Here is a 26,927-nt window from a genome sequence, read left to right on the forward strand (position 1 = left end):
AGCGGAGAAATTCCAATCGAACCCGGAGATAGCTGGTTCTCCCCGAAATAGCTTTAGGGCTAGCCTCGGAAAGAAGAATCGTGGAGGTAGAGCACTGATTGGGTGCGGGGCCCGCAAGGGTTACCAAGCTCAGTCAAACTCCGAATGCCATAGATTTAGTTCCGGGAGTCAGACAGTGAGTGCTAAGATCCATTGTCGAAAGGGAAACAGCCCAGACCATCAGCTAAGGTCCCCAAGTGTGTGTTAAGTGGGAAAGGATGTGGAGTTGCACAGACAACCAGGATGTTGGCTTAGAAGCAGCCACCATTGAAAGAGTGCGTAATAGCTCACTGGTCGAGTGACTCTGCGCCGAAAATGTAACGGGGCTAAACACACCACCGAAGCTATGGCTTGATGCTTTGCATCAGGGGTAGGGGAGCGTTGAATGCGGGTTGAAGGTGTACCGGAAGGAGCGCTGGACTGCATTCAAGTGAGAATGCCGGTATGAGTAACGAAAAGATCTGTGAGAATCAGATCCGCCGAAAGCCTAAGGGTTCCTGAGGAAGGTTCGTCCGCTCAGGGTAAGTCGGGACCTAAGGCGAGGCCGATAGGCGTAGTCGAAGGACAACAGGTCGAAATTCCTGTACCACCGTAATCCGCTATGAGCGATGGGGTGACGCAGTAGGGTAGTGACGCGGACTGATGGATGTCCGTCTAAGCAGTGAGGCTGGTGTGTAGGCAAATCCGCACATCGTAAGGCTGGGCTGTGATGGGGAGCGAAAATTATAGTAGCGAAGGTCATGATCTCAGACTGCCAAGAAAAGCCTCTAGCCAGGAGAAGGTGCCCGTACCGCAAACCGACACAGGTAGGCGAGAAGAGAATTCTAAGGCGCGCGGAAGAACTCTCGTTAAGGAACTCGGCAAAATGACCCCGTAACTTCGGGAGAAGGGGTGCCTCGGTAGGGTGAATAGCCCGAGGGGGCCGCAGTGAAAAGGCCCAAGCGACTGTTTAGCAAAAACACAGGTCTGTGCGAAGCCGCAAGGCGAAGTATACGGGCTGACGCCTGCCCGGTGCTGGAAGGTTAAGGGGAGTGGTAAGCCTTCGGGCGAAGCTATGAACCGAAGCCCCAGTAAACGGCGGCCGTAACTATAACGGTCCTAAGGTAGCGAAATTCCTTGTCAGGTAAATTCTGACCCGCACGAATGGCGTAACGACTTGGGCGCTGTCTCAACGAGAGATCCGGTGAAATTTTAATACCTGTGAAGATGCAGGTTACCCGCGACAAGACGGAAAGACCCCATGGAGCTTTACTGCAGCTTGATATTGAATTTGGGTACGATCTGTACAGGATAGGTGGGAGCCGTAGAACTTTGAGCGCCAGCTTGAGGGGAGGCATCCTTGGGATACCACCCTGATCGTATCTAGGTTCTAACTTGGTACCGTGATCCGGTACGAGGACAGTGTCAGGTGGGCAGTTTGACTGGGGCGGTCGCCTCCTAAAGAGTAACGGAGGCGCCCCAAGGTTCCCTCAGAATGGTTGGAAATCATTCGAAGAGTGCAAAGGCAGAAGGGAGCTTGACTGCGAGACCTACAAGTCGAGCAGGGACGAAAGTCGGGCTTAGTGATCCGGTGGTACCGCATGGAAGGGCCATCGCTCAACGGATAAAAGCTACCCTGGGGATAACAGGCTTATCTCCCCCAAGAGTCCACATCGACGGGGAGGTTTGGCACCTCGATGTCGGCTCATCGCATCCTGGGGCTGAAGTAGGTCCCAAGGGTTGGGCTGTTCGCCCATTAAAGCGGTACGCGAGCTGGGTTCAGAACGTCGTGAGACAGTTCGGTCCCTATCTGTCGTGGGCGTAGGAAATTTGAGAGGAGCTGTCCTTAGTACGAGAGGACCGGGATGGACGTACCGCTGGTGTACCAGTTGTTCCGCCAGGAGCACCGCTGGGTAGCTATGTACGGAAGGGATAAGCGCTGAAAGCATCTAAGCGTGAAGCCCCCCTCAAGATGAGATTTCCCAGTATGTAAGACCCCTTGAAGACGACGAGGTAGATAGGTTGGGGGTGGAAGTGCAGTAATGCATGGAGCTGACCAATACTAATCGGTCGAGGGCTTATCCTAAGATAAGGCGCAATGAAGTTTCGGATCCAGTTTTCAGGGTGTAACCTTGAAGGTATGTAGAAGTACATACGACAAGCGTATGGCGATTCATTCACACAATATGTGATGAACCGAATAACCCTACGGAAGAATTTGCAGAGCAAATTCATGTTTGGTGGCGATAGCGGAGGGGTTCCACACGTACCCATCCCGAACACGACCGTTAAGCCCTCCAGCGCCGATGGTACTTGGACCGCAGGGTCCTGGGAGAGTAGGACGTTGCCAAGCACGAAAAAAGAGCACAGCCATTAGGGTTGTGCTCTTTTTGTATAACCGATTTATTTATCGGTCACCTGAACGGCTCATGCCATGCCTTCGGTTAAAAGTACTACAATACTCTGGTTGTTCCTTATACAGTACTGCCTGGAGGGCACTTAAGGATTGAAGTTTATGGGTAATTTCCTTTTGCCACTTTGTATCTCCGACTTGTACGGCAAGATTGAGAAGATCCAAATTCGGTTTTGTTTTTGAAAAAATCATGTTAAACTTTTCTCATAAAATAAACGGACTTTCAGAGGTGAGTTGTAGTGCTGGAACGCTCTATGGAGAATACAAGGGATTTAAACAACGGAAAGGGAGTGATTTAAAGAAGAAAAGGAGACGATGAGGATGAGCACTTATCAAACGGTTATTAGTGATGGATTTGAGCTGAAATATACTATAAGAGGTAACGGAAAGCCGATATTGGTGATCGGCAGTAGTGTATATTATCCTCGCATATTTTCAGACCATTTATATAAAAAGTTTCAGTTTATTTTCTTAGATCATAGAGGGTTTGCAAAACCGACTCGTGCTTTAAAACCAGAAGACTATACTTTGGATAAAGTCATTAATGATATAGAAACAGCAAGACATTGCCTTCATTTAGATACATTTATTATATTAGGGCATTCCGGGCATGCTTTTATGGCTTTGGAATATGCTAAACAATTCCCAGGCTATGTTGAAAAAGTGGTGCTATTAAATTCAGCCCCTACGAACAGCCAAGAAAGACAACGGCAAAGCTTGTCATACTTTTATGAAACGGCCAGTCCAGCCAGAAAAGAACGTTTTGAAAAAGATATTGTTTTATTAGAGGATGATATCAAAAGAGATCCCGACAGAAGATTTGTTCACATGTGTATACGTATGGGAGCCCAAAGTTTTTATGATTATACCTATGATGCAGCTCATATGTGGAATGATGTGCACACGAACATGCCTATCATTGATTATTTATGGGGAGAAGCCTTCGGAAAGATAGATTTGATACAGTCCTTGGCAGATGTCGATAAGCCCATGTTTATTGGTCTTGGAAGAACTGATTACTTAGTCGCGCCTGTTTCATTGTGGGATCGGGTCGATGATAGCTATACGAACGTAAAAAAGGTGGTTTTTGAGCATAGTGGCCATAATCCGATGTTTGAAGAACCTCATTATTTTGATCAAACATTAACCGAATGGATTAATGAAAATCACTAGGTTTTTAAAACAGTCGATTCGGTACTGGAAACAGACCTGAAGATGATGGCAGGTTGACCCTAAAGATCTACGAATGGAGAACAAATAGTTTGAATTTTAAAAGGAGAATGTTTACCTTTAGGCTTGTCACTGAAGCATCGGGACAGCTTGAGTTAGCATTCTCCTTTCATTTATAAATCGCTATGGTAGTAGTTTGGCACGAAGCATGTTACTTCGCACTGGCTCAAACTCATAGAAAATATTACTCTATTCTTTTTGTCATGACTTGACGGATCAATGAGGTTCTGTATAATAACCGAGAGATCATACTGTAATGATAGTTTATTTCCATTTGATATGGAGTTGGAGGTACGTTTTGAAATACGAAATTATTTTATTTGATGTTGATGATACGCTGTTTGATTTTAAAATGGCAGAGAGCCATGCGCTACATAATACGTTCACCCAATTTGGATTGCCGCAAGGGGCCACAGAGTACAAATCCAGCTATGATGAGATTAATAGTGTGTTGTGGCGAGAAGCAGAGGAAGGACTTATTACCTCGGCACAGTTGCGGGTGGAAAGATTTAAACGATTGTTTACTGTCCATAAGCTAGACTTCAATCCAGACGCCTTTAGTGCTGCTTATTTACGTTATTTGGGTGAAGGTGCTTTTTTGATGGACGGAGCGGTTGAACTATGTGACGTACTATCTGAGTATCGTTTGGCGATTATTACGAATGGAATCAAAGAGGTACAAACCTCCAGAATTCAGCTCTCTCCGCTGCGTGATGTGTTTGAGCAGGTAATTATTTCAGAAGAAGTGGGTTGCCAAAAGCCACAAGCTGGTATTTTCGATTACGCATTTGCCAAGCTAGCCATTTCAGATAAAAGTAAGGTCCTTATGGTCGGCGATTCTTTAACCTCTGATATTCAAGGAGGGAATAAGTACGGAATTGATACCTGCTGGTTCAACCCTGCCAGAAAAACAAATACGTCTGGTATTCAACCCACTTATGAAATAACAAGTTTAATGGAACTACTGAGTAGTGTACTTTCAATAGGGTCTGTACTGAATCGTACGTCGGCGGAAATCTAGATGAATGATGTAGAAATCAGAAGACCGAAAGTTAAAGATGCCGAAAAGTTAAATGAATTGTTTAGAATAGTGATTACAGACACATTTGCTAAAGAAGGTATTGGAAGCAAGCTGGAGGATATAGAGGATGAAATTGAGACTAAAAGAGCGTATTTGGAAAGTGACTTAGAAAGCCACGGTGAGCAACGATATTTTTTAATCGCTGTAGACGGGGATCGAATAATGGGTTCAATTGAATATGGCCCGGCAAGTGAACTTATAAGTAAATCTACCAATGATGCATTAAAAAATTTGTGCGAGGTAGGAACTGTATTTGTTCACCCTGACTACCAGAAGATTGGAGTAGGAAATTTATTATTGAAATCAATGTATCTGGCGTTGAAAGATAGAGGAGTAGAAGAATTTTGTTTAGATAGTGGGTATCGTATTGCACAAAAAATATGGGAAAAGAAGTTTGGAACTCCTGATTATTTATTAAAAGATTATTGGGGAAAAGGCTTTGATCATATGATATGGAGAATCAAAATCAAGGATGCTATTAAATGGTCACAAAGTTATTAAACAAGGCAGGTCGGAAAATCGACCTGCCTTGTTTTAATTTTTTATCGTCACCGGCTGAACTATGATTAACAGGAGATAGCTTTAAGGCGGAAGGTAGAGCTGGCAAAATCCCCAGTGAGATCCGAGACAACAAGTCCAATCTTCATTAGACGGTCACCTCCAAAAATTTCACCGTCGAACGCCACACGGAAGGGGGAGACGCCATCTTCAGCCAAGGTACCACCGACAGGTTCTGAAGTATTGCTGGTTGCCCCGGTTTCGATTATATACTTTTTAGCTGGGTCAAGTCCTTTTAGAGTTAGTCGCCGGATAGGACCATTTGGCTCAGCCAACACACGGAAGTAAGCGACAAAAGCTTCGGACTGGTCCTCGCTAACAAACATCCAGGCAGTATTGCCTCGGCCCTCAAACGGACTAAGAAGTCGATACATATCTCCCTGCTGTACAAGGGAACGGATTTCTTTATACTGGGCAATTTGTCTGGCAGCAAGCTCTTTTTCTTCATTCGTAAATGCAGTAAGGTCAAGCTCGTAGCCAAAATTCCCGCTCATTGCCACGTCGCCACGTATGGCGAGGGAGGTGTTTCGTCCCACCTGGTGGTTCGGCACGTTCGATACGTGGGCCCCCATGGTACTGGCCGGATACACGATGCTGGTGCCGTACTGGATAGCCAATCTTTCAATAGCATCAGTGTCATCACTGGTCCATGTCTGCGGCATATAGTAGAGCATCCCGGGATCGAATCGTCCACCTCCACCAGAACAGCTTTCAAACAAGATGTCCGGGAAGCGTGAGGTCAGGCGTTCCAGCAGGTCATAAAGTCCGAGCATATAACGGTGCGCAGTTTCTTTTTGACGTTCGCTAGTAGCGGTAGCCGAAGCAATCTCCGTCATATTACGATTCATGTCCCACTTGACATAAGTAATTGGGGCGATCGAGAATACGGAGCTCAGCGTCTCGTACAAGTAATCGCATACTTCCTTGCGGGAGAGATCAAGCACCAATTGGGATCGGCCTTCCGTCCGCCGCCGACCTTCCGCATGTAGGCACCAGTCGGGATGGGTGCGGTACAGTTCACTATCAGGTGATACCATTTCCGGCTCAACCCACAAGCCAAATTGTAATCCTTGTTCATTAACCCGTTTGGCTAGGTCGGTGAGACCTCCAGGTAGCTTGCGGCGGTCCTCGAACCAGTCCCCAAGCGAACTGTTGTCGTTGTCGCGCTTGCCAAACCAACCGTCATCAAGAACAAATAGCTCAATTCCAAGAGGTCCCGCTTCTTTGGCAATCGCCTCGATTTTATTGGCGTCGAAGTCAAAATATGTGGCTTCCCAATTGTTCACGAGAATCGGGCGTTCCTTGTCGCGATAAGTTCCCCGGCACAGACGTGTGCGGTAGAGTCGGTGATAGGTGCGCGACATGCCCCCAAGACCTTCTTCGGAAAAGACCAGCACGGCTTCAGGGGTCTGGAATGACTGACCCGGTTCAAGACGCCAGGAGAAGTCAAAAGGATTGATTCCGATACTTACACGGGTCTGATTAAACTGTTCTACTTCCGCCTGCGCAACGAAATTGCTGCTGTAGATTAGACTGAAGCCGTACACATCCCCACGATCTTCTGTTGCATCTGGACGAAGCAGGGCCAAAAAAGGATTCATTTGGTGACTGCTCGAGCCTCGCCGGCTTTCCAACCGAATGGCGCCGGGTCCAAGATCGCGGCGTTGGATATGTCTTTCCCGAACCCAGGCTCCAGATAGATAGAGAGCTTGATAATTGGAATCGGCGAAGTCGACAGAGGCGCTCATCGCCTGCTCAATATTCATGACAGCGCTTCCCTTATGTTCAAAAAGAGTAGACCTAGCAATAGCGCTGTGGTTCGCAAATACAGTATAGAGCAGTGTAGCCTTAAGACCTGAGTGCTGGTCCTCAAGGAACAACAGGAGAGTTGTTGCTTCATCATCCGATTCGGTATAGACGGAAGGGAGGCCTTCAAGCTTTGGTTTGCCCGGTTCAACACGGTGGCCACTATATTTTAGCTCCGTAGTTCGAGTTCCATCCGCAAGCGCAACCTGATAAGCCGGTTGACGGAAGTCACTTGTCCCATACTGTGGATATTCCTGTGGAAGCGCATCCAAAGAAAGCACGCGATTAGAAGAAACGGGAGTGGGGGAGAAGGAGCAGCGCTCTCTAAGCTCCAATATACTTGCGAGACTTTGGTCATGATGAAGTTGAGCTCCCCAATAGACATGTGCAGGATATCCTTCTACCAGCTGGATAATATAGCTGCAATCCTTGGACTGCAGGTGAAACAAACCAAGCGCTTCGTTAACATGAATGTTCATGATATTCACTCCTTAGGGGGTTATCATCTCGATTGACTCTCAAATATTGATTTTACTGTTGATGCATGAGCTTTCCCGTATGACAAGCTTAGTCCCGATCACGCTGTACGCAGGTGGTTCACGTCCCTCAAACCGTTCAGAGAGCAACTGCACGGCAGCTTTTCCCATTTGTTCGGGATAGGCACGTACAGTAGTTAGCGGAGGCTGCACGAAGGCCGCCATCTCAATGTCGTCGAAGCCGACAACAGCCATATCTTCGGGTACCTTGACTCCATGTCCATGAAGGGCGCGGAGGGCTCCAATGGCGAGCGGATCGCTGGCAGCGAAGCAGGCTGTCGGTCGTTCCTGCTCGGCTAGAAGCTCGTTCATCATTAGATATCCATCCGCAGTACTCCAGGCGCCTATGCGGACGAACTTCGGATTATACAAACCTCGTTCCCGCATGAATCGTTCAAAATAATGCGCCCTTCGCTCTCCATCGCTCTTCCCGCCAATAAATCCGATTTGTCGGTGGCCAAGCTCGAGCAGATGTCCAAGTGCCTGGTCAACCGCCTGCCGAAAATGGAGTCGTACGGAATCGTATTCCAGCTGCTCATGGTACTGGTCGACAAGGACAATGGTGTTCTTGTCCGGATACAGCTTGGACACCTCTTCAGGATCAACGCCGCCCACGACAATCAGACCATCCGCCTTCTGCAAGGTGTCGAGAGATGAACGGCCTCGCAGCGTCTGTCCCAATGTCAGGCCAAGCTCTTCACAGCGCAGTTCGATTCCACGGCGGATCGAGGCGTAATACGGATCGTCTCTTTCCTCCTCAATGGAACACCACAGCAGGAGGGAGACCGTTTTCCCGGCACGTTCCGTGTTCCTCTTTAACTGCCTCAGGCGGGAAGGCTTATACCCGAGCTGCTCAGCAATTAAAAAAATTCTGTTTTTGGTGTCTGGACTCACGGATAGTGACAGATCGTTATTTAAAACCCTTGAAACGGTTGCGGCAGACACTCCCGCTTCGCGGGCAATGTCTTTAATGGTTGCCAAAGAGCTCACACCTTTTTAGTTAATAATTTTACTAAAAATCGACTTTATCCTAACACATACTTTTGGCACTTTCAAGATGGATTGTTGAATTTTTTTAACATTATTTTAGTTCTACTACTGTTCAGATTAGTTGTGTTAACATGATGAATATTCTCTGATGACGGAGGGGTCTTATTTGAATATTCTGTCCCTAGCTCGTAAGTGGTTTGGTCGCCTTCGCTTTAAAAGCAAGGTTATAGCGGTATTTCTCCCGCTGATCATTATTTCTCTGCTCATTCTTGGACTTGTGTCCAACCAATTTTTCAGTCGTTCATTGATAGAGCAAACGACCAGCAACGTAGTTGACGAATCTCAGCTCATCCTGTCCCGGACCGACTACATATTCAGTAGTGTGGAAACGGCGGCCAACATTATGGTCACGAATATTAACCGGATGTATGATTCATACGGTGCTAGACCTGATACTGCCATAGATCGTGTTCAATTTGGTAACCTGATGCAAAGTCGTCTATCTATTGATTTATCAATCTTTCGCGAAGTGGATGCGGCGGTATTTATTGATAATGAAGGGACAATTTTTGCTTCTTATACCGAGAGTGGGGATGATAGTAAAGTCTATAGCATGCTCAAGCGGGTAAGGGAATCCGAAAGTTATGGACAAGCACTCTGGTTTGATATGGATAAGAGAGATTTCCTAACACCGGATCCCAACTCTCCGGTTTTGACGCTGGGAAAGATGGTCATTAATATAGACACCGGCGAACCCTATGGAACGCTTTTTCTGTTAGTGAAGGAAGAAGGTTTGTCTGATTATTTTCGTTCCAGCGATCCCGATGCGCCCAAATCTTATTATTTTTTAGATAACGAGATGCGTGTGGCTGTGGCAGAAGACAATGGGATGCTGATGAAGCCAGTGAGTTCACAGTTAGCGGAGGCCATCCAAGGCTGTGGATCTGATGTGTCCCCAAAAACATGTTCATTTGAGGATAGCGGCAATCTCGTAACGGTCAATGATTATAACCGGATGGGTTGGAAGCTGGTCAATATTGTTTCTCTTAACCTGCTTACAGCTGATGTCCGGCAAAATGTAAGGCTTTCACTCTTAATCGGCGTATTTTGTCTTGCTTTTTCCTGGCTCGGTGCTAGCTTCCTGTCCAAAATGGTCGTTAGTCCTCTCGAACAGCTGACTAGAGCCATGCGGAAAGTAGTTGCCGGCGATTTACAATCGGTTGCGATAGTCCGAACAGAAGATGAAATCGGCACCATTGCTGAAGCTTTTAACTTTATGATAAGACGGATTCGGGAATTGCTGGATGAAGTGAGGCAGGAGCAAAACCGCAAGCGTGAATATGAACTCGCACTGATGACGGCTCAAATAAAACCGCATTTTCTGTACAACACTTTAGATACCATTTATGCACTGAATGAGTTGGATCGTAATGATGAGGCTAGAGATACTACGAAGGCGCTGGCAGATTTTTATCGAATGGTGCTAAATAAAGGACGGGAACTCATTATTTTAGAAAAGGAAGCTCAGATTACTGATGATTACCTGACTATTCTGCAAATCCGTTATCCCGATGTGTTCCGCTATGAAGTGGATATCCCTCCAGAGCTTGCGGGTACACCGATCCCGAAACTCTCGCTCCAGCCACTTGTCGAGAATTCGATTTACCATGGTCTTAAGAAGAAAGGAACCAAAGGTTTTATCCGTATTTTCGCTTTTACACAGAACGATAGGGTGATCGTCCGGGTGGAGGACAACGGTGTAGGAATGGACGAAATTCAAGTTCAGAACATTATGTCCAGACATTTACCGAAAGAAGGAATACGATCAATCGGTACCTATAGCGTTCAGCAACGGCTGAGCCTGTATTTTGGCGAGGAGTATGGGATATACGTGCAGAGTGTTCTCGGAGAGGGAACTATTGTTGATCTGTCGCTACCAACGCAGCCAAAGGGGAGTGTACACCAAGATGTATAAAGTGATGATTGTTGATGATGAGCCGCTGTTTCGAGACTTTCTGCGAATTAAGATAGACTGGGAAAGTCACGGCTTTCGGGTTTGCTGTGAAGCAAGGAACGGGCAGGAAGCACTTCAGGAAGCCGAGCGGCATCAGCCGCACCTTGCCCTCGTTGATATCAATATGCCCTTTATTGACGGAATTGAATTAGCCGAGAGGTTGAAAGTCAAGTTCGAACGAATCGTAATTGTATTCATATCCGGGCATAACGAGTTTGAATATCTACAGAAGGCCGTTCGAACTGGAGTGCAGGATTATTTGCTGAAACCGTTCAATGCAGAAGAAATGCTCTCAATGTTGGAGCGTATTAAAGCGAAATTACCAGTGCTTCCACAGGAGAGTGAAAGTGCAGAGTTAAGGGGACAGGACGGCGAAGTGTTGCATAGCAGAGCAGGTATGCCTGATTTGGGTCATCTACGCGATGCGGTTGTGCTTGACCTCAGAATGAAAGACAGTGAAACGCTAGAGGAGGTCCGCAAGGCAATCCGCCAGCTTAGTAAATATAAATGGGGAGATGAATATGCAGATGCGATGCTTATGGGAATCGTATCTTTAGCCCTTTCTTTTGCCAGTGAACGTGGCATTCCTTATGACCAGCTATGGCAAAACGGAGGAGACAAGTCTCCTTACGAACGGCTGCGAGAGTTAGATTCCTGGGAGGCTGCTGAAGGTTGGATGCTCGCCCTATACCGCAAGCTGATCCTGCTGATGGAGAATATGCGTCCTACGAAGGCTTCCAATTTATTCGCGGCGGCGATCAACTATATTGAGGAACATTATGCAGACGCAGAGTTGTCTGCTGAGCAGGTGTCGTGCGGAGTATTCGTCGATCCCAGCTACCTGCGCCGCGTATTCCGCAAGGAGTCTGGCTTTTCCATAGTGGATCATATTACACACATCCGAATGAAGAAGGCTAAGGAGCTTCTGCTGAAAGGCAATCGGAAGCTGTCAGAAATCGCTGAAAGTGTCGGTTATAGTGACCCCAATTATTTCAGCAAATGTTTCAAGAAACGTTTTGGTATGACACCCACTGAATATGAGCAACTCAAAAAGAGATAGTATCTGCCTTGTGAGGCAGAACACATCAATTTAAGCCTGGCGGTTTTCCTATATGGAGGACCGCTGCTCTATTTGTCCCGTTTTTTACTGATAATACCCGTTTTATTCCTTAAAGAAGAATAGAGGCAGCGGTATACTGTAGTCAAGCAAATGAAAGCGCAATCATCAAAGACTCTTCATGAGGGGGATAAAACAAATGAAAAAAAATCTTAAAATTTGGAGTGCAGCCTTGCTAGTACTCACCATGTCCGTTGGATTGGTTGCTTGTGGCGAAGACAACTCAGCCTCTTCCAATAACGGATCAGGGGACGGAACGATCAAATTGAAGGTGTATGCACAGCATTTCGATGACGATACCATTAAGCCGTTCGATTATGCGGTGGCAGAGCTCAAAAAGAAGATGCCAAACGTAGAAATTGAACTGGATCCTGCCGTGCAGGACGGAGGCCAGAAGCTTAAAACATATGCGGCAACGGGCAACATGCCGGATGTCTATTTAGCGGATTGGTCTGTCCTGCAAACTTTTGCAAAATCGAAAAATGTCGAGGTTCTTGACAACTATGACACAACAGCCGAATTCAAGAAGAGTCTTAACCCGGGAGTTGAATCGCGCTTGGTAGCTCCTGACAATCATGTGTATGCTTACCCTGAAACTGGTATTGAATTCCAAATGATTTATTACAACAAGTCCATTTTTGAGAAGGTAGGAATCAAAACACCGCTTAAGACGATTGATCAGATGGCCGATGCAGCGAAAAAGTTAAAAGCTGCTGGTTATGTACCGATGTCGATCTTTGCAAAGGAAAAATGGATTACGACCGCTTTTTATAACGGACTGGTTACAAGAGAGCAGCCGCGTGGATTTGGAGCACTTGAGGAGAAGGGTGTAAAAGCATTGCCAGAAGCATTCGTAACAGCAGCACAGCAAATGAAGCAACTGCAAAGAGCCGGATTGTTCGATGCCAACGCTACGAACACCAATTATGATCAGGCATCCTCCCTATTTTATCAGGGCAAAGCTGCCATGTTCGTGAATGGACAATGGGAAATTTACAGTTCCCAGGAAAAGCTGGGCGATCAAGTCGATTGGATGTACTGGCCTGCAAAGGATGAAGCAACCTACGAGAAGTCCAAATATTTTATTGACGGCTCAGGTTCTCCGCAAGGTTATGCAGTATCAGCGAATAGCAAAAATAAGGAAACAGCCGTAAAGGTAGCGGCATTCCTTGCCTCGAAGTCAGCAGAGTACAGATACACTCAACTTGGAAGTCCGATAGTTTCAGTGAAAGTAGATAAGCCAATGGCCTCCAATGTTCCAGCAATGATGCAGCGAGTTGTCAAAGAGTTGCTGCCTAATGCGCAGGAATATGCTCAACTTCTGAGCAATACAAAAATTCAGAACACCATTAATGACAATACTCAAAATATGATGGTAGACAACTTTTCTGAAAACGATTTTGTGAGCAATCTGAATAGCACATTGAATAAAGAAAACTGAGAATTCAGGGAATCGGCAACCCTTGGCGGCATAAGGCGCTGAGGGTGCTGTTCCAAAGATAAGGGGTGGAAGCAAGACATGAATAAATATTTGGGGAACAAACCGGCGCTCGCACTGTTTCTCCTCCCTGCTTTGATACTGTATAGCGTGATTCTAATCTATCCTGTTTTGCAAACCGTTCTTCGCAGCTTTTATGATTGGGATGGTCTTAGTACGCTGACCTTTTCGGGATTGAATAATTACCGAGAATTATTCTCCGATCCTCTACTTGGGACTTCGCTTAAGAACGGATTGATCTTTGCAATTGTACTGGCAGTCTTTCAGATCGGACTGGGAACGATATTGGCACTAATCTGTGCGGACCCACGTACACGCGGGCGGAAAATACTGAAAACGGCTTATTTTATCCCAGTTGTCCTATCGGTAACCGTGGTGTGCCAGCTATGGATTGCAATCTACGATCCAACCAACGGATTAATCAACCGACTGTTTGAACTCTTGAACATCCCGTATCAGCAAAATTGGTTGAGCTCCCCAACAACATCCATTATTGCCATCGCCTTTGTTAATGCCTGGCAGTTTATGGGATACCAATTCTCGTTGTTATATGCGGGAGTTAAGTCAATACCCGAAGACTACTTTGAGGCGGCCACAATTGACGGTTGCAGCAAATGGAAAGCGCATCTGCATGTTACGCTTCCTTTAATGAGGGAAACATACAAATTTTGCTTCATTATCGCGATAACCTCTGGAATAGGGGCGTTTGTGCAGATGCTGATTATGACAAATGGTGGGCCCGGCACTACAAACTACACAATGACATTCATGATTTATCGCTATGCTTTTATGGAGAGCAACTATGGTTATGCGTGTGCTGTATCCGTGCTGCTTGTATTAATCTCGTTATTGGCAACTGTAGTTATCAATAAGCTGTTCGACCGCGGACAAACCGCCTGATGAGGCGTGTATTGAAAAGGAGAACGAAATGAGTAAAACCGCTTTGAGCAAGTTCAGACATGCTGCCCTGCAGATACCACTGTGGTTGTATCTAATTGTTTCGGTCTACCCGTTGTTTTGGATGGTATCCTACTCGTTAAAGAACAACGATGAGATCTTCGTCTCTAACCCATTTGGACTGCCAACGCATTTTCGATACGAAAATTATATTAATGCCTGGACACAATTTAATATTCCCCGTTACTTTCTGAACAGTCTGGTCGTATCAACGATTTCGACTCTGTTTATCCTTTTACTAGCTCTGATGTTTGCCTTCGCAGTGGCTCGTATGAGGTGGAGATTTCGTTCTACTGTCCGGACTTATATGACCATAGGAATGTTTATGCCACTTCAGGTTATCATGATACCGCTGGCGATTCTGGTTCGCGATTTTAATCTAACGAATACGTATGGAGCTCTTATTCTTCCTTATATCGCAATTGGCCTTCCTTTCTCGTCCATGATTTTCTATGGGTTCCTTACAGGAATCCCTAAGGAGATAGAAGAGGCAGCATGCATGGATGGAGCTAATATTTATAGACTGTTCCTGAAAATCATTGTACCCCTTGCATTACCTGCAATTGCAACTGTAGCCATTTTTCAATTTTTGAACAACTGGAATGAGTTCACTTTGGCCTATATTCTCATTTCTGATGAAAATATGAAGACATTGCCGCTAGGCTTGCTTTTCTTCCAAGGTTCTTATAGTACAGATTGGGGAGCCATGGGGGCTGTTATGACTATTGCCTCCTTACCGATGGTACTCGTGTATCTGTTCTTGAGTGAACAAGTGGAGCGGGCGATGACGGTAGGTTCCGCTGTAAAAGGATAAAAATAGACTTGCAAGCAAACTGCCTGGGTTAAGGATCAGAAAAAGATCCTCTAACCCAGGCAGTTTGTTCGATACAGACATCAAACAATAAAATCGATATTTTCCACTATAATAGATAATAATATCCCCTTTTTTTGGGTGGTTTTTCTTTATAATGAAGGCGCACCCATAACAATTAAAGGAGCTGATATGTTTTGACTCGTAACAAACGCTTAAGAAAATGGTCCACGATCCTGTTAACGGTGCCTATGCTCACGATGTTCGCCTCAAGTGCAATGGCCGAGCAGGATATGAACGGGCATAAGCCTCCGACTTCTGCTGGAAGCGGCGTGTTTTACGAAATTTATATCAATTCTTTTTATGATTCGAACGGGGACGGACATGGTGATTTAAAAGGTATTACGCAAAAGCTTGATTACTTAAACGACGGCAATCCCCGTTCGGGTAAGGATTTGCAGGTCAGCGGTCTCTGGCTCATGCCACTGAATCCGTCTCCAAGCTACCATAAATATGATGTAACTGACTACTATCAAGTGGACCCGCAGTACGGGAATCTGAATGATTTCCGCACCTTGACGAAAGAAGCAAAAAGAAAAGGTGTCAAGGTGATCATTGACCTTGTTATCAATCATTCAAGTAGCGAGCACCCTTGGTTCAAGGAGGCTAGTGCCAACCCGCAAAGCAAATACCATGACTATTACGTATGGGCTGATGAGAATACAAACCTGGATGAAAAGGGATCATGGGGCCAGCAGGTATGGCATAAGAATCCGAATGGCGAAGGGTATTTTTACGGTACCTTCTGGTCCGGGATGCCGGATCTGAATTTTGATAATCCCGAAGTCCGCAAGGAAATGATCAAAGTCGGTAAGTATTGGCTACAGCAAGGTGCAGACGGCTTCCGGCTTGATGCGGCGATGCATATTTTTAAAGGGCAAACGAAGGACGGTGCCGATAAAAACATTGCGTGGTGGAATGAATTCCGTTCCGAGATGGAAAAGATAAATCCAAACGTATATCTGGCAGGAGAGGTATGGGATAAACCGGAGACAATAGCTCCTTATTACGAATCGCTCCACTCTCTGTTTAATTTTGACCTGGGCGGAACGATATTGAACTCTGTGAAAAACGGTCGAGATCAAGGTATTGCTACATTCTCCGAGAAAACGCTGAAGCTGTACAAATCATACAATAAGGCGGCACTCGATGCTCCATTTTTAAGCAATCATGACCAAACCCGAGTTATGAGCGAGCTGGGCGGGGATGTACGAAAAGCCAAGCTGGCTGCATCCATTCTTTTGACGTTGCCGGGTCAGCCGTTTCTCTATTATGGGGAAGAGATCGGCATGAAGGGAGAGAAGCCCGATGAGTATCTTCGAGAGCCTATGCGCTGGTACAAGGGAGAAGGCCTCGGTCAAACAAAGTGGGAGGAACCCAAATACAACAAAGGCGAAGTATCGGTGGAAGCGCAGTTGCGGGACAATGATTCTCTGCTGGAAAGCTACCGCACGCTTATCCGTCTGAGGGAAGAACATGAGGCTCTTCGCAGCGACAGTCTAGAGCCGATCCAAGCAGGTTCTGCCAGCGTGACGGCATACAAACGTTCTTCAGGCAAAGAAACATTGTATGTATATCATAATCTGTCAGGAGAGCCGGTTACCATCCAGATGAAAGATCGAGATAAGGAAAAGCGGAAAGTGGTTTTCTCTACCTCAAAGGATGCTAAAGTAAGGAAAGAAACGGTGACGATTCCCGCTTACAGTTCTTTAATTACCCAAGAAGATAGAAAGAGCTGAGCTACGCAAACTTACAGCCACAATAAGGATGGATATTTATTGGTAAATACATGTGGGGGGTGTGAAGAACACCCCTCTTGTAAAACTGTAATATATACTCAAATATAAGCTCGTAAGGAGGATGCAACCTGATCTCTTCCACTCATCAAAAGCGTATAGTTGCTGTGATGAATTCGTTACCGGTAAAGCAAAAGTATTCTAAAAACGAATTACTGATTAATGATTTCAAATTAAAGTCTTCGGGAGACGTTGAAATGTTCTATTCCCCGCATAATGAATATATCAATTCTTCCGCGAAAGTAATGCTAGTTGGTATTACACCCGGTTGGCAGCAGATGGAAATTGCCTTTCGAACTGCCATAGTAACTTTGAAGGATCAACAGTCATATGAGGAAGCTTGTAAAAAAGCCAAATTTGCAGCAAGGATGGCCGGTTCCATGCGAGACAACTTAATAAATATGCTTCAAGAAATAGGATTGCATGATTTTTTGAAAGTGTCGCATGTACGTAAACTATTTGATTCAGATTGCTCGTTGTTACATACAACTTCCTTAATTCGTTTTCCAGTCTTCGTAAATAAAGAGAATTACAATGGACATCAACCTTCCATGATTAATCATGCTTTTTTGTATGGAGCAGTGCTTGAATCTTTTCTTCCTGAATTAGAATGTTTAGAGTATCCACTTATTATTCCACTAGGAAAGTCAGTCGAGACTGTTCTTCGTCGCTTGCTTGATGAACAGAAAATTCAAGAAAAGAAAATTCTGTGGGGGTTCCCTCACCCGTCTGGTGCTAATGGTCATCGAATAAAACAGTTTCAAAATTCAAAGAAGTCAATGCAGGAAATCTTGAGTGAGTATTTATCCAATACTGAATCCCCTAGATCTTGATATCCCCCTTTTTTTGGGGAAAGATTTCCTTTATAATGAAAGCGTATGCAATAACATCTTACAGATGACCTGCATGGCAGTACCCGATTTACAATTGAATTCGATCCGTGAGCAACCGTTTGATAGGTGGTGGCTCAATTTAGGAGTGGAAGGAAAATGAAAATGGACAATCGGAAATACAATGTAGTTATTATTGGTTATGGAGGTATGGGAAGCTACCATGTTCAATTAATTGAACCTATTGAGCAGCTTGCCATTGGCGGTGTATATGATATTGTCGATTATCGGATGGAATTGGCTGCAGCAGCCGGCTATAAAACCTATGCCAGTCTAGATGCCGTTCTCGGCGATCAGGACGTAGATATTGTATTAATAGCAACGCCTAATGACGTTCATAAAGAAATTGCGATCCAAGCATTGCAAGCTGGCAAACATGTTATTTGTGAAAAGCCCGTTACGATCACGAGCGCAGATTTCTTAGATATTGTCGAGGTGGCCAAGCAAGAAAATCGTCTGTTTACAGTACATCAGAATCGCAGATGGGATGAAGACTTCCGTATTGTCAAAGATATAATCAGTAGGAAGACTGTTGGCGATCTTTTCCATCTGGAATCGCGGGTTCAGGGAGCTAACGGCATTCCAGGCGATTGGCGGCAATTGAAGGCGTATGGTGGAGGAATGCTGCTGGATTGGGGAGTGCATCTGTTGGATCAGCTACTTCAGATTACGAACAGTCAAATCGAAAGCGTGACCGCTACCTTAAGTTATATTTTGGGGACAGAAGTGGATGACGGCTTTAGTAGCTTCATTGAGTTTAAGGACGGTCTTACAGCGGTCATTGAAGTAGGTACAACGAATTACGTAAAGTTGCCGCGTTGGTATGTTAAAGGAACCGAAGGAACCGCAGTGATCAAGGATTGGGATCTGAGCGGAGAGATTGTCACTCGGAATCCAGATGTCGCTCACGTGGAACCCAAACCGATTCAAGCAGGTCAAGGGTTGACGAAAACGATGGCACCTCCGTCTGAGGAATCCACCCTTAAGTTCCCGATTGAGAAAATACCTGCTGCTGCAGAAAGCTTTTACGAAAATTTTGTCTCCACCATTGAAGGAAAAGCCGAGCTTGCGATCAAAAGCGAAGAAGTGCACCGTGTACTGGTGCTGATTGAGACGATTTTTGAGGCGGCAGCGACCAAAAGCGTGATTCGAAGAGATATTTAACGAATTGTAAACAAATCTAACCCCCATTGTCCTCATATTGAGGATAATGGGGGTTATTGTTTTAACTTTCAATCTGTTCTGAATATGGCTAGAAGCGATTTAATCTATTTTTAAACTTCAACAGCTTCAGGCCTTTTCACTTGAAGGGGAGGAGGCACCAGCCATCCTTTTTCTTTAGTCATTTGAAGAATCTTAACTCCTAAAGCAGTTTTGGTAGCATGATATTTTGCAAACAAGGCCCCTATATCCTCTCTAATGGATTGCCCCATCACTTGACTACAAGCCACCAGTCCCAATGAGGTATCAGACGCAATTTTAGCAGCAATCTCCGGGTCAGTGAAGCGCGCACCAACAGGAATATCTTCAAGTTTCACTGGAGGTCTTTCTGGTAAGGCTGGCGCTGGAGCAATCCCATTATCAGTAAGGAGTGTATCACACTCTTTAATTTCAAGTTTCGCTTGATCAATGAGTGCATCCAATGTTTTTTTCAAATCCTTATCTCCTGCATGATTCAGGAATGCTTGGTAGAAAGACAGAGCTCCTTTTGCGGCCAATGAAAATTGCCAAACACCGGAAATTTCACCATAGTGCATAGGTTCATCTTTTGGATTTCCACTTAATATTCCCATCATAACCGCTCCTTTAATATTTTTTACACCGATCTTATAGTTCCAATTAATGATTAAAAGTATCCAAATAAATTTGTAATTACACAATGGAATAAGGAGCAGTTTTTTGGAGAAATTATATGCATCACACTTTCAGGGAGGATTCCTTTTTATGAAAAAACAAATAGTCACTGCTGTAGCTTCCATGTTCTTCTTTGCAGCTTTAGTCGTTCCTTCATCAGCACAAAGTGCAAATGTAGATGTGGCCAATGACACAGCTAATAATGCTTATCACAACAACAATTCAACCTACAACGCTAACAGTGTACGAGCAAACGCCGTAGATAATGACAACGATATGGATTGGGGATGGATTGGCTTACTTGGGTTACTGGGACTGGCTGGAATGCGCAAAAGAGTATCTGACCATAAATAATTAGTAAACTACAATGGGTTTCAAAACAAAAACACCTTCAGGAGAATGCTTCCATTTCTAAAAGGAGGCCGATTTTGAAAGGTGTTTTTGTGTTGACCACTTAAGTCACTGCTTCAGAAAGGATTTTTTATAACCTCTATCTGTTCTTAAGGGTTTTGACCATTTCCAGTAACCCTGATAGAATTAATTATTCCCTATAATGACTCCTATAATATGTGTTATTTATACTTTAGAATAGAACGGGTGAGTCGAAATGCATAACAACAATACTATCGAACTTTTAAATATTTGGCTGTCCCTTACTAAACTCCAATCGAACATAAACGATGAATTGGAACATGCACTTCAAGAAAACTATAGTTTATCCTTAAATGAATTTTTGGTTCTGTATTTCTTATCTCAAACCGAGGAAAAGAAATTGAGATTGCAGCATTTACAAGAGATGGTTGGGTTAAGCCAAAGTGCATTATCTAGACTGGTAGTTAGAATGGAAGCAAAAAGCTGCGGAGCTTTGCAAAGACATATATGTGAAGATGATCGTCGGGGAATCTATACAAGTATGACTGATTTTGGGGAAAAGAAGTTTGACAGAGCGCTCGAAACCTTCAACCAAATTTTGGAGTCGGCTCTTTCAAAAGATGAGTTGAAGCAAAAATTACAATCACTCATTGAAAAAATATAATTCTTTCATATAAAATTAAAACTTAATACGAAATTTAATGCCTGAATAGAGTAAAATTTAACCCTAGGTCTAGAGAATACAATCTCTGGGCCTTTATTTACGTAAATGCATAGTTTAAACGATAGTTGACAAATAAAAAATGCATGCTGTATTATATGCATGTGCATGCATTTAATAGAGTGTTCACTATAAAACCTAGAAAGGGGTCTTTCTTAATGAAAGATTTATTTAGTCCTTATAAATTTAAAGACTTGGAATTAAAGAACCGGGTCGTCATGCCTCCAATGTGTCAATATTCTGTTGACAAGAAAGATGGTATAGCTACCGATTGGCATTTTATGCACTATGTAAGTCGTGCCATTGGTGGAACTGGATTCATTATAGTTGAAATGACTGATGTAGAACCAGATGGACGTATTTCTGACTTTGACCTGGGATTGTGGTCTGATGAGCAAATTCCTGCATTGAAAAGAATTGTAGATGCCTGCCATAGTTATGGAGCAAAAGTAGGTATTCAAATTGCTCATGCTGGACGTAAAGCAGAAGATGCTGAAGTGCCTGTTGCTCCGTCCGCTGTTCCATTTGATGAGAAATCTAAATTACCTAGAGCTCTTTCAACACAAGAAGTTAAAGAAATGGTGGAGAAGTTCCGCGGTGCAGTAGCACGTGCTGTGAAGGCCGGATTTGATGCCATTGAATTACATGGAGCTCACGGATATTTAATCCATCAATTTCATTCGCCTCTTACCAACCAAAGAGATGATGAATACGGGAAAGATCTCCTGAAATTTGGTCGAGAAGTTATTCAGGCAGCCAAGGCAGAGATGCCGGAAGACATGCCGCTTATCATGCGCATTTCCGCTAAAGAATACGTAGAAGGCGGGTACGATATTCTAGATAGCATTTCTTTTGCCAAAGAATATCAACAAGCAGGGGTAGATATTTTTGACATTTCTTCAGGCGGGGAAGGACCTATCGCTGCATGGGGTAGACCAGGCAGTCACGCAGCATACCAGGTGTCACTTGCTCGAGAAATCAGACAAGCACTCGAAGTTCCAGTCATTGCAGTCGGAAGACTCGATGATCCGATCCTAGCTAACGCTGTAGTAGGAAATGAGGATGCAGATCTTGTGGCTGTCGGGAGAGGAATGTTAAGAAATCCTTACTGGGCTCTTGAAGCCGCAACAAACTTGAAAAAAGAAATAACGATCCCGAAACAGTATACTACAGGTTTTTAGATACAAAACCTTACTATACTTCCAGGTATTAAGAAGACAGAATACTTTAACATAGTAATTTAACATACACGTTGATACACCCTGGTGTTCTTGAAAATAAACTTGGAAGTAGAAATGACTCAAAAGCAACCGGTATGCCGGTTGCTTTTTTATTATGGTGGTCAAACATTCAGTAAGCATATATTAACAAAATTCACTATACTGGAATGATCAGAGAGTGCAATTAGTAGGTAAAATGGAAGTAATAAAGGAGGTCTCTATGTATGAAGAAGTCTCATACTTCTGACCATATTAAAATTCCACCAGGATTTTGGACAGGTTTGTATCAATTAGGAATTTCCGCTCACGACGTAGCTTGTAAAGCAAGACTGCCGCTCACCATTATTCATGAGCCCGTAGTCACAAGCGTACAATATCTCGCGATCTGGCAGGCATATTCCGATCTCATTGGTGACACTGCAAAAGGAATCGTTAAGCTTGCAACTGTCTTTGAGACAGCGAAGTACCCACCAACCGTCTTAGCGACTTACCACGCTCGTGACTACCGCGACGCTCTAAACCGAATGGCTCGGTACAAACAACTATGTCCTCCCGAAACCTTACGTGTCACTGAGGAGGGGGAGCACTGTACCATAGAACTGGAATGGCTATATACCAAACAGCCCGGTCCACCGATGCTGACGGGTATTACACTTGCATGTCTTCTGGAGCTTGGGCGCCGAGGCACTGGCCAGCCTTTGACGGCGCAGCTCGTAGAATTTTCGCAATCCATGGGAGATGTGCAGGTTCTTGAAGCTTATTTTGGGTGTAGTGTCCAGGTTGGTGCAAAATGTAATCGATTGACGTTATATCGAAGAGATCTGGACCGAACTTTTGTCTCATACAACCAAGAGTTGTTAGAGATTCTCACACCCGCTCTGGACCGGTCGCTGGATGAACAGTGCAGCCGCTCAATTACTGAGGCGGTCAAATGGATTATAAAACGTAGCCTCACCGGAGGACGCCCCGACATTCAGGCTGTGGCGAAGGAGCTCAGAATGAGCGATCGTACCTTGCAGCGCCGGCTTACTGACGACAATACGAGCTTTAAACAACTGTTAACACAAGCTAGACATGAGCAGGCACTAGAATACTTGGCAGATCCCTCGCTTGATATAAAAGAAGTGGCCTTTTTGATTGGATATGAAGACCAGAACTCATTTTACCGCGCTTTTCGTCTTTGGGAAGGGAATACTCCTTCAAATTGGCGCACTACACATTTAGATACCAACCCGATATCAAAAGAACCGCTAGGAAGATCGACTATCTATTAATAGTTTCCCAACTCCATTCATTCTACAGAGAGCTTGTAATTACTGACCTTATTCATCTGGCGTGTTAAACAAGAACTTTGGCGCAATATGCTAGTTACTGAGCATTGCTGCCCAAGGTAATATAATCAAATACCAGAGCTTAAGGTTGTTTTAAAATAAGCTAAGAATTCGCTTGCCAGCAAAGATAAACGAATGAGAGGGAGGAAAGTATTATGGATATGGGATTAAACAATAAAACAGCTTTAGTTACAGGGTCTACGAAAGGTATAGGTAAAGCAATAGCCATTGAGCTTGCCAAAGAAGGTGTGAATGTACTTATTAATGGACGGAATAATAAAGAGGTAGAACAAACTGTAAATGAAATAAAATCAAATTTTCCAACGACCTTTCCTCAAAATGCTACAGCCGATATTGTGGATCTGGAGCAGAGGGAGATTTTGTTTGAAAAATACCCCAATATCGATATCTTAGTGAATAATATGGGGATTTATGAAATTATGCAATATGAAGACGTTGATGATGAAGTATGGGAAAGATATTTCCGTACTAATGTTCTTGCTGCAAACGGATTATCTAAATTTTATTTACCTAAAATGTTGAAAAACAATTATGGCCGTATTATTTTTATTGCGAGTGAAGAAGCAATCATGCCTTCAGGGCAAATGCCACAGTATTGTATGACCAAATCGATGCTGTTATCACTGTCAAAAAGCTTATCTAAATTAACAATAGGAGCAGAAGTTACAGTCAATACGATTATGCCAGGACCAACGCTTTCTGAAAATGTACACCAAATTATTGAGGGTATTTATGCCAATGATGATATGACTTTTTTAGAAAAAGAGAAACAATTTATGGCTGTAAATCTGCCTCAATCCGAAATACAACGATTTATTAGACCTATAGAAATAGGTAGACTAGCTACATTTGTATGTAGTCCTTATGCAGCCGCATTTAAGGGCTCTCCAATCCGTATAGATGGGGGAATGGTGCCAACTATTTTTTAATATTTTTACTGCGAACAGGGCTTCAATGCGTTTTACCGTAATGCATCAAGCACACCATCGAGCGCAAATGACTGTCCTGATGAGAGAAGCTAATTTACCTTTGCATAAAGGGATTGAGAGCTGGATTAGGGCTGTGAACTGGAATTATTGTCACCTACCCATCGCTACCAAAAGCAGCCGATCGCTCGGCTGTTTTTAAACTAAACTCCTTTCTCTTTCGTTGAAAAGTTAACGTTAAATAAAGAGTAGAGGGGTTTATTTGAAGAAACGGTGAACCTATGACTCTCGCAATTGTCCTGACTCCCGGCGTCGCCGACTCATGAATACCAAAGTCAATGCAATTACCGTAAGGACAATCCCAAGCACTTGAAATCCCTCAAAGCTGAACTTACCTCCCATTACGATACCTATCAACAATGAAGAGAAAATGGTTCCCAGATATCTTGATGTATTAAACAATCCGGATGCTACACCGATTATTTCTTTTGGAGAACTTTGGAACAAGGCTGCTTGCATACCTACATTGTTCAGTCCGTTGCTAATACCGAATGCAGCCAAAGCCAAACACACGCTGATCACCGGAGAAGTTGGATTTAATGTTACAAGCCACACAGATCCCAATGTCATCAGGATTGCGGATACCAGTAATGCCGGTCTGGGTCCTGATTTATCAATCCATCGTCCTGCTATTGGAGAAGCAGCTAGCGAGCACAAGCCTAAGCTCAGCATGAGAATCCCTGTTTGGAACTCGCTTACATGCCTTACCACTTGCAAGTAGGACGGAAGTCCGAAAAAAAGCGAGTAATAGAGTACGTTAACGAACATGAATTCGACATTAACCCAAGTCAACGCAGGATATTTGGCGAACGTGCGTAAAGGAATAAAGGGTGACGTCGCTTTTAACTCATATCGTACGAATGCCCCCAGCGCACCGAGGCCTATTAACCCGACAATGACGTTTTCTAACGAGATATGCCCAGATGATTTTGCCGAGAGTAATCCAACGAGCAAGGCAACCAGCCCTAATGTGAAGAGCAGGATTCCTCTTGCATCAATTAAATCAAACCATTTACGAAAGGACATGTTGCGTGCAACGGATGTTGGTGATTCGTCCTTAGGAATAGTCCTCCAAGCCAATAGAAAGCTGGCTACCACAAACGGAATATTGATGAAAAAGATGGCAGGCCAATTCCACCAATGGATCAAAACCCCGCCAATAAAGGGTCCAATTGCTGCCGCTCCTGATAGGAAAATGGACAAAACGGACAGCGCAGTCGCTTGTTTCTCTGTAATATGGATTCGAACAATGGCCATTCCAACCCCAACCATCATGCTTGTTCCGATGGATTGCACAATGCGGAACACGATGAGCGATCCAAAGTTTGGTGACAATGGGGCTAGTAATGATGCAATGAATGATACAACAAGACCTGTAAGAAATATCTTTCTACGACCGAATAAATCGCTGGCTTTGCCCATGACAGGTTGAGCGATGCTGCTTGCAATGTAGAAAGAAAAAATAATCCAGGAAACACCTGTAAAGTCAAGGCGAAATACCTTTTGCAGACTTGGGATAGCAACAGAAACCATCGAAGAATTTAATGGATTCAATAGTATCCCTAGACCAACTGAAATCATTAACCACCAGCTGCGAACACTCATTTCTGGTCCCCCTATAGCGAATTAATGTCATCGTACTCGAAATCGATTATTTATTCCAATGCATTTGATGTTATAATCTCATTGACTTGAGGGAATGAATGGAGGATGCGAATTGGAACTTCTTCAACTGCAATATTTTCTCGCTGTAGCTCGTTTGGAACATGTAACAGAAGCTGCACGAAGTCTGCACGTTACTCAATCGTCGCTCAGCAAAACGATTCAACGCTTGGAGGAAGATCTGGGGGTCCCTTTATTCGATCGAACAGGGAGAAAACTGCGATTGAATGAGTACGGGAGCAAATTTCTTCACCGTGCAGAAAGGGCTTTGTTTGAATTAGAACAAGGGAAGCAGGAGCTTAGCGACTTATCCAGCCCAGAACACGGAACTCTCGAATTGGCAGTGACCACCGCAAGCACATTACCAAATATCCTTCGAGAGTTTCGGAGAAAACGACCCTATATTCAATTTCATGTGCAAATGCTGACCACGCAGGAAATGGTTACACTTCTTCATAGAGGGGAGGTTGATTTTTGCTTATCCTCACCTCCTGTAGAAGGGAATGACATTGAATGTAAAATCGTATGTATCGACCCCATTCTTGTAGCTGTTCCAAAGGGGCATCGGCTTGCGGATCGAAATAGCGTATCCTTGACAGAGCTAAGGGAAGAATGGTTTGTCGGCGTAAAGACAGGCTATGGTACTCGTGATTTAGTGGACTCTGTATGCATGTCGGAAGGATTTGTGCCTAAATATGTGTATGAGGGGGATGAACCTGCAAGGCTTAGTACTCTTGTGGAAGCCGAAATTGGCATAGCTTTCATACCGAGCACGGCACGAAATTCGCAGGAACATCTCAAATATCTCCAGGTAGAGAATCACGAATTGATACGGGAGATTGCTTTATTATGGAACAGGAATCGGTATATTTCGCGGGCTGCTCAGGAATTCCGCGAGATAGTTGTAAAATATTTTGCGACGATTTCCAAACAAACAACTTAATTCCCTATATGTTTTTGATGATCTACCATTGAAAATAAATAA

At 44.2% G+C, this 26,927-nt stretch carries 22 protein-coding genes and 2 rRNA genes (1 of these 24 cut by a window edge); 20 read left to right on the forward strand and 4 right to left on the reverse strand.

Going from position 1 to position 26,927, the window contains the following annotated elements; translation table 11 throughout:
- The 5 genes from ACH59B_RS12110 to ACH59B_RS12130 all read left to right on the forward strand — a co-directional run.
- Positions 1-2,104: ribosomal RNA gene (locus ACH59B_RS12110) — 23S ribosomal RNA — on the forward strand (it extends 842 nt beyond the left edge of the window).
- Between the two features lie 150 nt (positions 2,105-2,254).
- Positions 2,255-2,371, forward strand: a 5S ribosomal RNA gene (gene rrf / locus ACH59B_RS12115).
- Positions 2,372-2,752: 381 nt separating this feature from the next.
- A complete protein-coding gene (locus ACH59B_RS12120; protein WP_404303856.1) occupies positions 2,753-3,604 on the forward strand; it encodes an alpha/beta fold hydrolase in 852 nt (283 codons plus the stop codon).
- 355 nt (positions 3,605-3,959) lie between these two features.
- Positions 3,960-4,682, forward strand: a complete 723-nt coding sequence (locus ACH59B_RS12125) for a YjjG family noncanonical pyrimidine nucleotidase (protein WP_016818751.1) — start codon at positions 3,960-3,962, stop codon at positions 4,680-4,682.
- Complete coding sequence (locus tag ACH59B_RS12130) at positions 4,683-5,243, forward strand: GNAT family N-acetyltransferase (RefSeq protein WP_019687226.1); 561 nt, start codon at positions 4,683-4,685, stop codon at positions 5,241-5,243.
- 65 nt (positions 5,244-5,308) lie between these two features.
- Here the strand turns inward: ACH59B_RS12130 and ACH59B_RS12135 are convergent, their stop codons facing one another.
- Positions 5,309-7,585, reverse strand: coding sequence for an alpha-galactosidase (locus ACH59B_RS12135; RefSeq protein ID WP_123797196.1), 2,277 nt, complete (start codon positions 7,583-7,585; stop codon positions 5,309-5,311).
- A 39-nt stretch (positions 7,586-7,624) separates the two neighbouring features.
- Entirely contained in the window at positions 7,625-8,623 is a 999-nt protein-coding gene (locus ACH59B_RS12140) for a substrate-binding domain-containing protein (protein WP_016818754.1), read from the reverse strand.
- 175 nt (positions 8,624-8,798) lie between these two features.
- Here ACH59B_RS12140 and ACH59B_RS12145 point away from each other — a divergent pair, with 175 nt between their 5' ends.
- The 8 genes from ACH59B_RS12145 to ACH59B_RS12180 all read left to right on the forward strand — a co-directional run bounded on the left by ACH59B_RS12145 (position 8,799) and on the right by ACH59B_RS12180 (position 18,939).
- The gene (locus ACH59B_RS12145; protein WP_102998129.1) at positions 8,799-10,607 is read left to right on the forward strand and encodes a histidine kinase; all 1,809 of its coding nucleotides are present in this window, start codon (positions 8,799-8,801) and stop codon (positions 10,605-10,607) included.
- Positions 10,600-11,706, forward strand: coding sequence for a response regulator (locus ACH59B_RS12150; RefSeq protein ID WP_102998128.1), 1,107 nt, complete (start codon positions 10,600-10,602; stop codon positions 11,704-11,706). The genes ACH59B_RS12145 and ACH59B_RS12150 overlap by 8 nt, the downstream gene beginning before the upstream one ends.
- 196 nt (positions 11,707-11,902) lie before the next feature.
- Positions 11,903-13,204 carry an ABC transporter substrate-binding protein gene (locus tag ACH59B_RS12155; RefSeq protein ID WP_019687230.1) on the forward strand — a complete coding sequence of 434 codons (1,302 nt, stop codon included), beginning with the start codon at positions 11,903-11,905 and terminating at the stop codon, positions 13,202-13,204.
- A 78-nt stretch (positions 13,205-13,282) separates the two neighbouring features.
- Positions 13,283-14,161: a carbohydrate ABC transporter permease gene (locus tag ACH59B_RS12160; protein WP_016818758.1), complete on the forward strand. Its 879-nt coding sequence runs from the start codon at positions 13,283-13,285 to the stop codon at positions 14,159-14,161.
- Positions 14,162-14,189: 28 nt separating this feature from the next.
- On the forward strand, positions 14,190-15,032 hold the full coding sequence (locus tag ACH59B_RS12165) for a carbohydrate ABC transporter permease (protein WP_013371135.1): 843 nt from the start codon (positions 14,190-14,192) through the stop codon (positions 15,030-15,032).
- A gap of 194 nt (positions 15,033-15,226) precedes the next feature.
- Entirely contained in the window at positions 15,227-16,828 is a 1,602-nt protein-coding gene (locus tag ACH59B_RS12170) for an alpha-amylase family glycosyl hydrolase (RefSeq protein ID WP_017426880.1), read from the forward strand.
- A 167-nt stretch (positions 16,829-16,995) separates the two neighbouring features.
- Positions 16,996-17,718 (forward strand): hypothetical protein, encoded by a 723-nt coding sequence (locus ACH59B_RS12175; protein WP_068981553.1) that lies wholly within the window; start codon positions 16,996-16,998, stop codon positions 17,716-17,718.
- Positions 17,719-17,874: 156 nt separating this feature from the next.
- Positions 17,875-18,939, forward strand: coding sequence for a Gfo/Idh/MocA family protein (locus tag ACH59B_RS12180; protein ID WP_017426882.1), 1,065 nt, complete (start codon positions 17,875-17,877; stop codon positions 18,937-18,939).
- A gap of 110 nt (positions 18,940-19,049) precedes the next feature.
- On the opposite strand, the gene ACH59B_RS12185 is transcribed toward ACH59B_RS12180, so the two are convergent.
- Positions 19,050-19,568 (reverse strand): DUF3231 family protein, encoded by a 519-nt coding sequence (locus ACH59B_RS12185; protein ID WP_016818762.1) that lies wholly within the window; start codon positions 19,566-19,568, stop codon positions 19,050-19,052.
- 151 nt (positions 19,569-19,719) lie between these two features.
- On the opposite strand from ACH59B_RS12185, the gene ACH59B_RS12190 reads away from it, so the two are divergent.
- The 6 genes from ACH59B_RS12190 (at position 19,720) to ACH59B_RS12215 (ending at position 24,422) form a co-directional block, all read left to right on the forward strand.
- On the forward strand, positions 19,720-19,983 hold the full coding sequence (locus ACH59B_RS12190; RefSeq protein ID WP_016818763.1) for a WGxxGxxG family protein: 264 nt from the start codon (positions 19,720-19,722) through the stop codon (positions 19,981-19,983).
- Between the two features lie 253 nt (positions 19,984-20,236).
- Positions 20,237-20,665: a MarR family winged helix-turn-helix transcriptional regulator gene (locus ACH59B_RS12195; RefSeq protein WP_016818764.1), complete on the forward strand. Its 429-nt coding sequence runs from the start codon at positions 20,237-20,239 to the stop codon at positions 20,663-20,665.
- Positions 20,666-20,880: 215 nt separating this feature from the next.
- Positions 20,881-21,903 carry an NADH:flavin oxidoreductase/NADH oxidase gene (locus tag ACH59B_RS12200; RefSeq protein WP_016818765.1) on the forward strand — a complete coding sequence of 341 codons (1,023 nt, stop codon included), beginning with the start codon at positions 20,881-20,883 and terminating at the stop codon, positions 21,901-21,903.
- A gap of 263 nt (positions 21,904-22,166) precedes the next feature.
- A complete protein-coding gene (locus ACH59B_RS12205; protein WP_249507461.1) occupies positions 22,167-23,216 on the forward strand; it encodes an AraC family transcriptional regulator in 1,050 nt (349 codons plus the stop codon).
- Positions 23,217-23,428: 212 nt separating this feature from the next.
- Positions 23,429-24,223: an SDR family NAD(P)-dependent oxidoreductase gene (locus ACH59B_RS12210; protein WP_249507462.1), complete on the forward strand. Its 795-nt coding sequence runs from the start codon at positions 23,429-23,431 to the stop codon at positions 24,221-24,223.
- Entirely contained in the window at positions 24,195-24,422 is a 228-nt protein-coding gene (locus tag ACH59B_RS12215; protein WP_404303864.1) for a DinB family protein, read from the forward strand. The genes ACH59B_RS12210 and ACH59B_RS12215 overlap by 29 nt, the downstream gene beginning before the upstream one ends.
- Before the next feature lie 77 nt (positions 24,423-24,499).
- Here the strand turns inward: ACH59B_RS12215 and ACH59B_RS12220 are convergent, their stop codons facing one another.
- Positions 24,500-25,885: an MFS transporter gene (locus ACH59B_RS12220; protein WP_019687240.1), complete on the reverse strand. Its 1,386-nt coding sequence runs from the start codon at positions 25,883-25,885 to the stop codon at positions 24,500-24,502.
- A gap of 112 nt (positions 25,886-25,997) precedes the next feature.
- On the opposite strand from ACH59B_RS12220, the gene ACH59B_RS12225 reads away from it, so the two are divergent.
- Positions 25,998-26,885: a LysR family transcriptional regulator gene (locus ACH59B_RS12225; RefSeq protein ID WP_044787911.1), complete on the forward strand. Its 888-nt coding sequence runs from the start codon at positions 25,998-26,000 to the stop codon at positions 26,883-26,885.
- Positions 26,886-26,927: the final 42 nt, after the last annotated feature.

This window comes from Paenibacillus sp. DP01, from assembly GCF_044784315.1.
GTDB lineage: Bacteria > Bacillota > Bacilli > Paenibacillales > Paenibacillaceae > Paenibacillus > Paenibacillus polymyxa.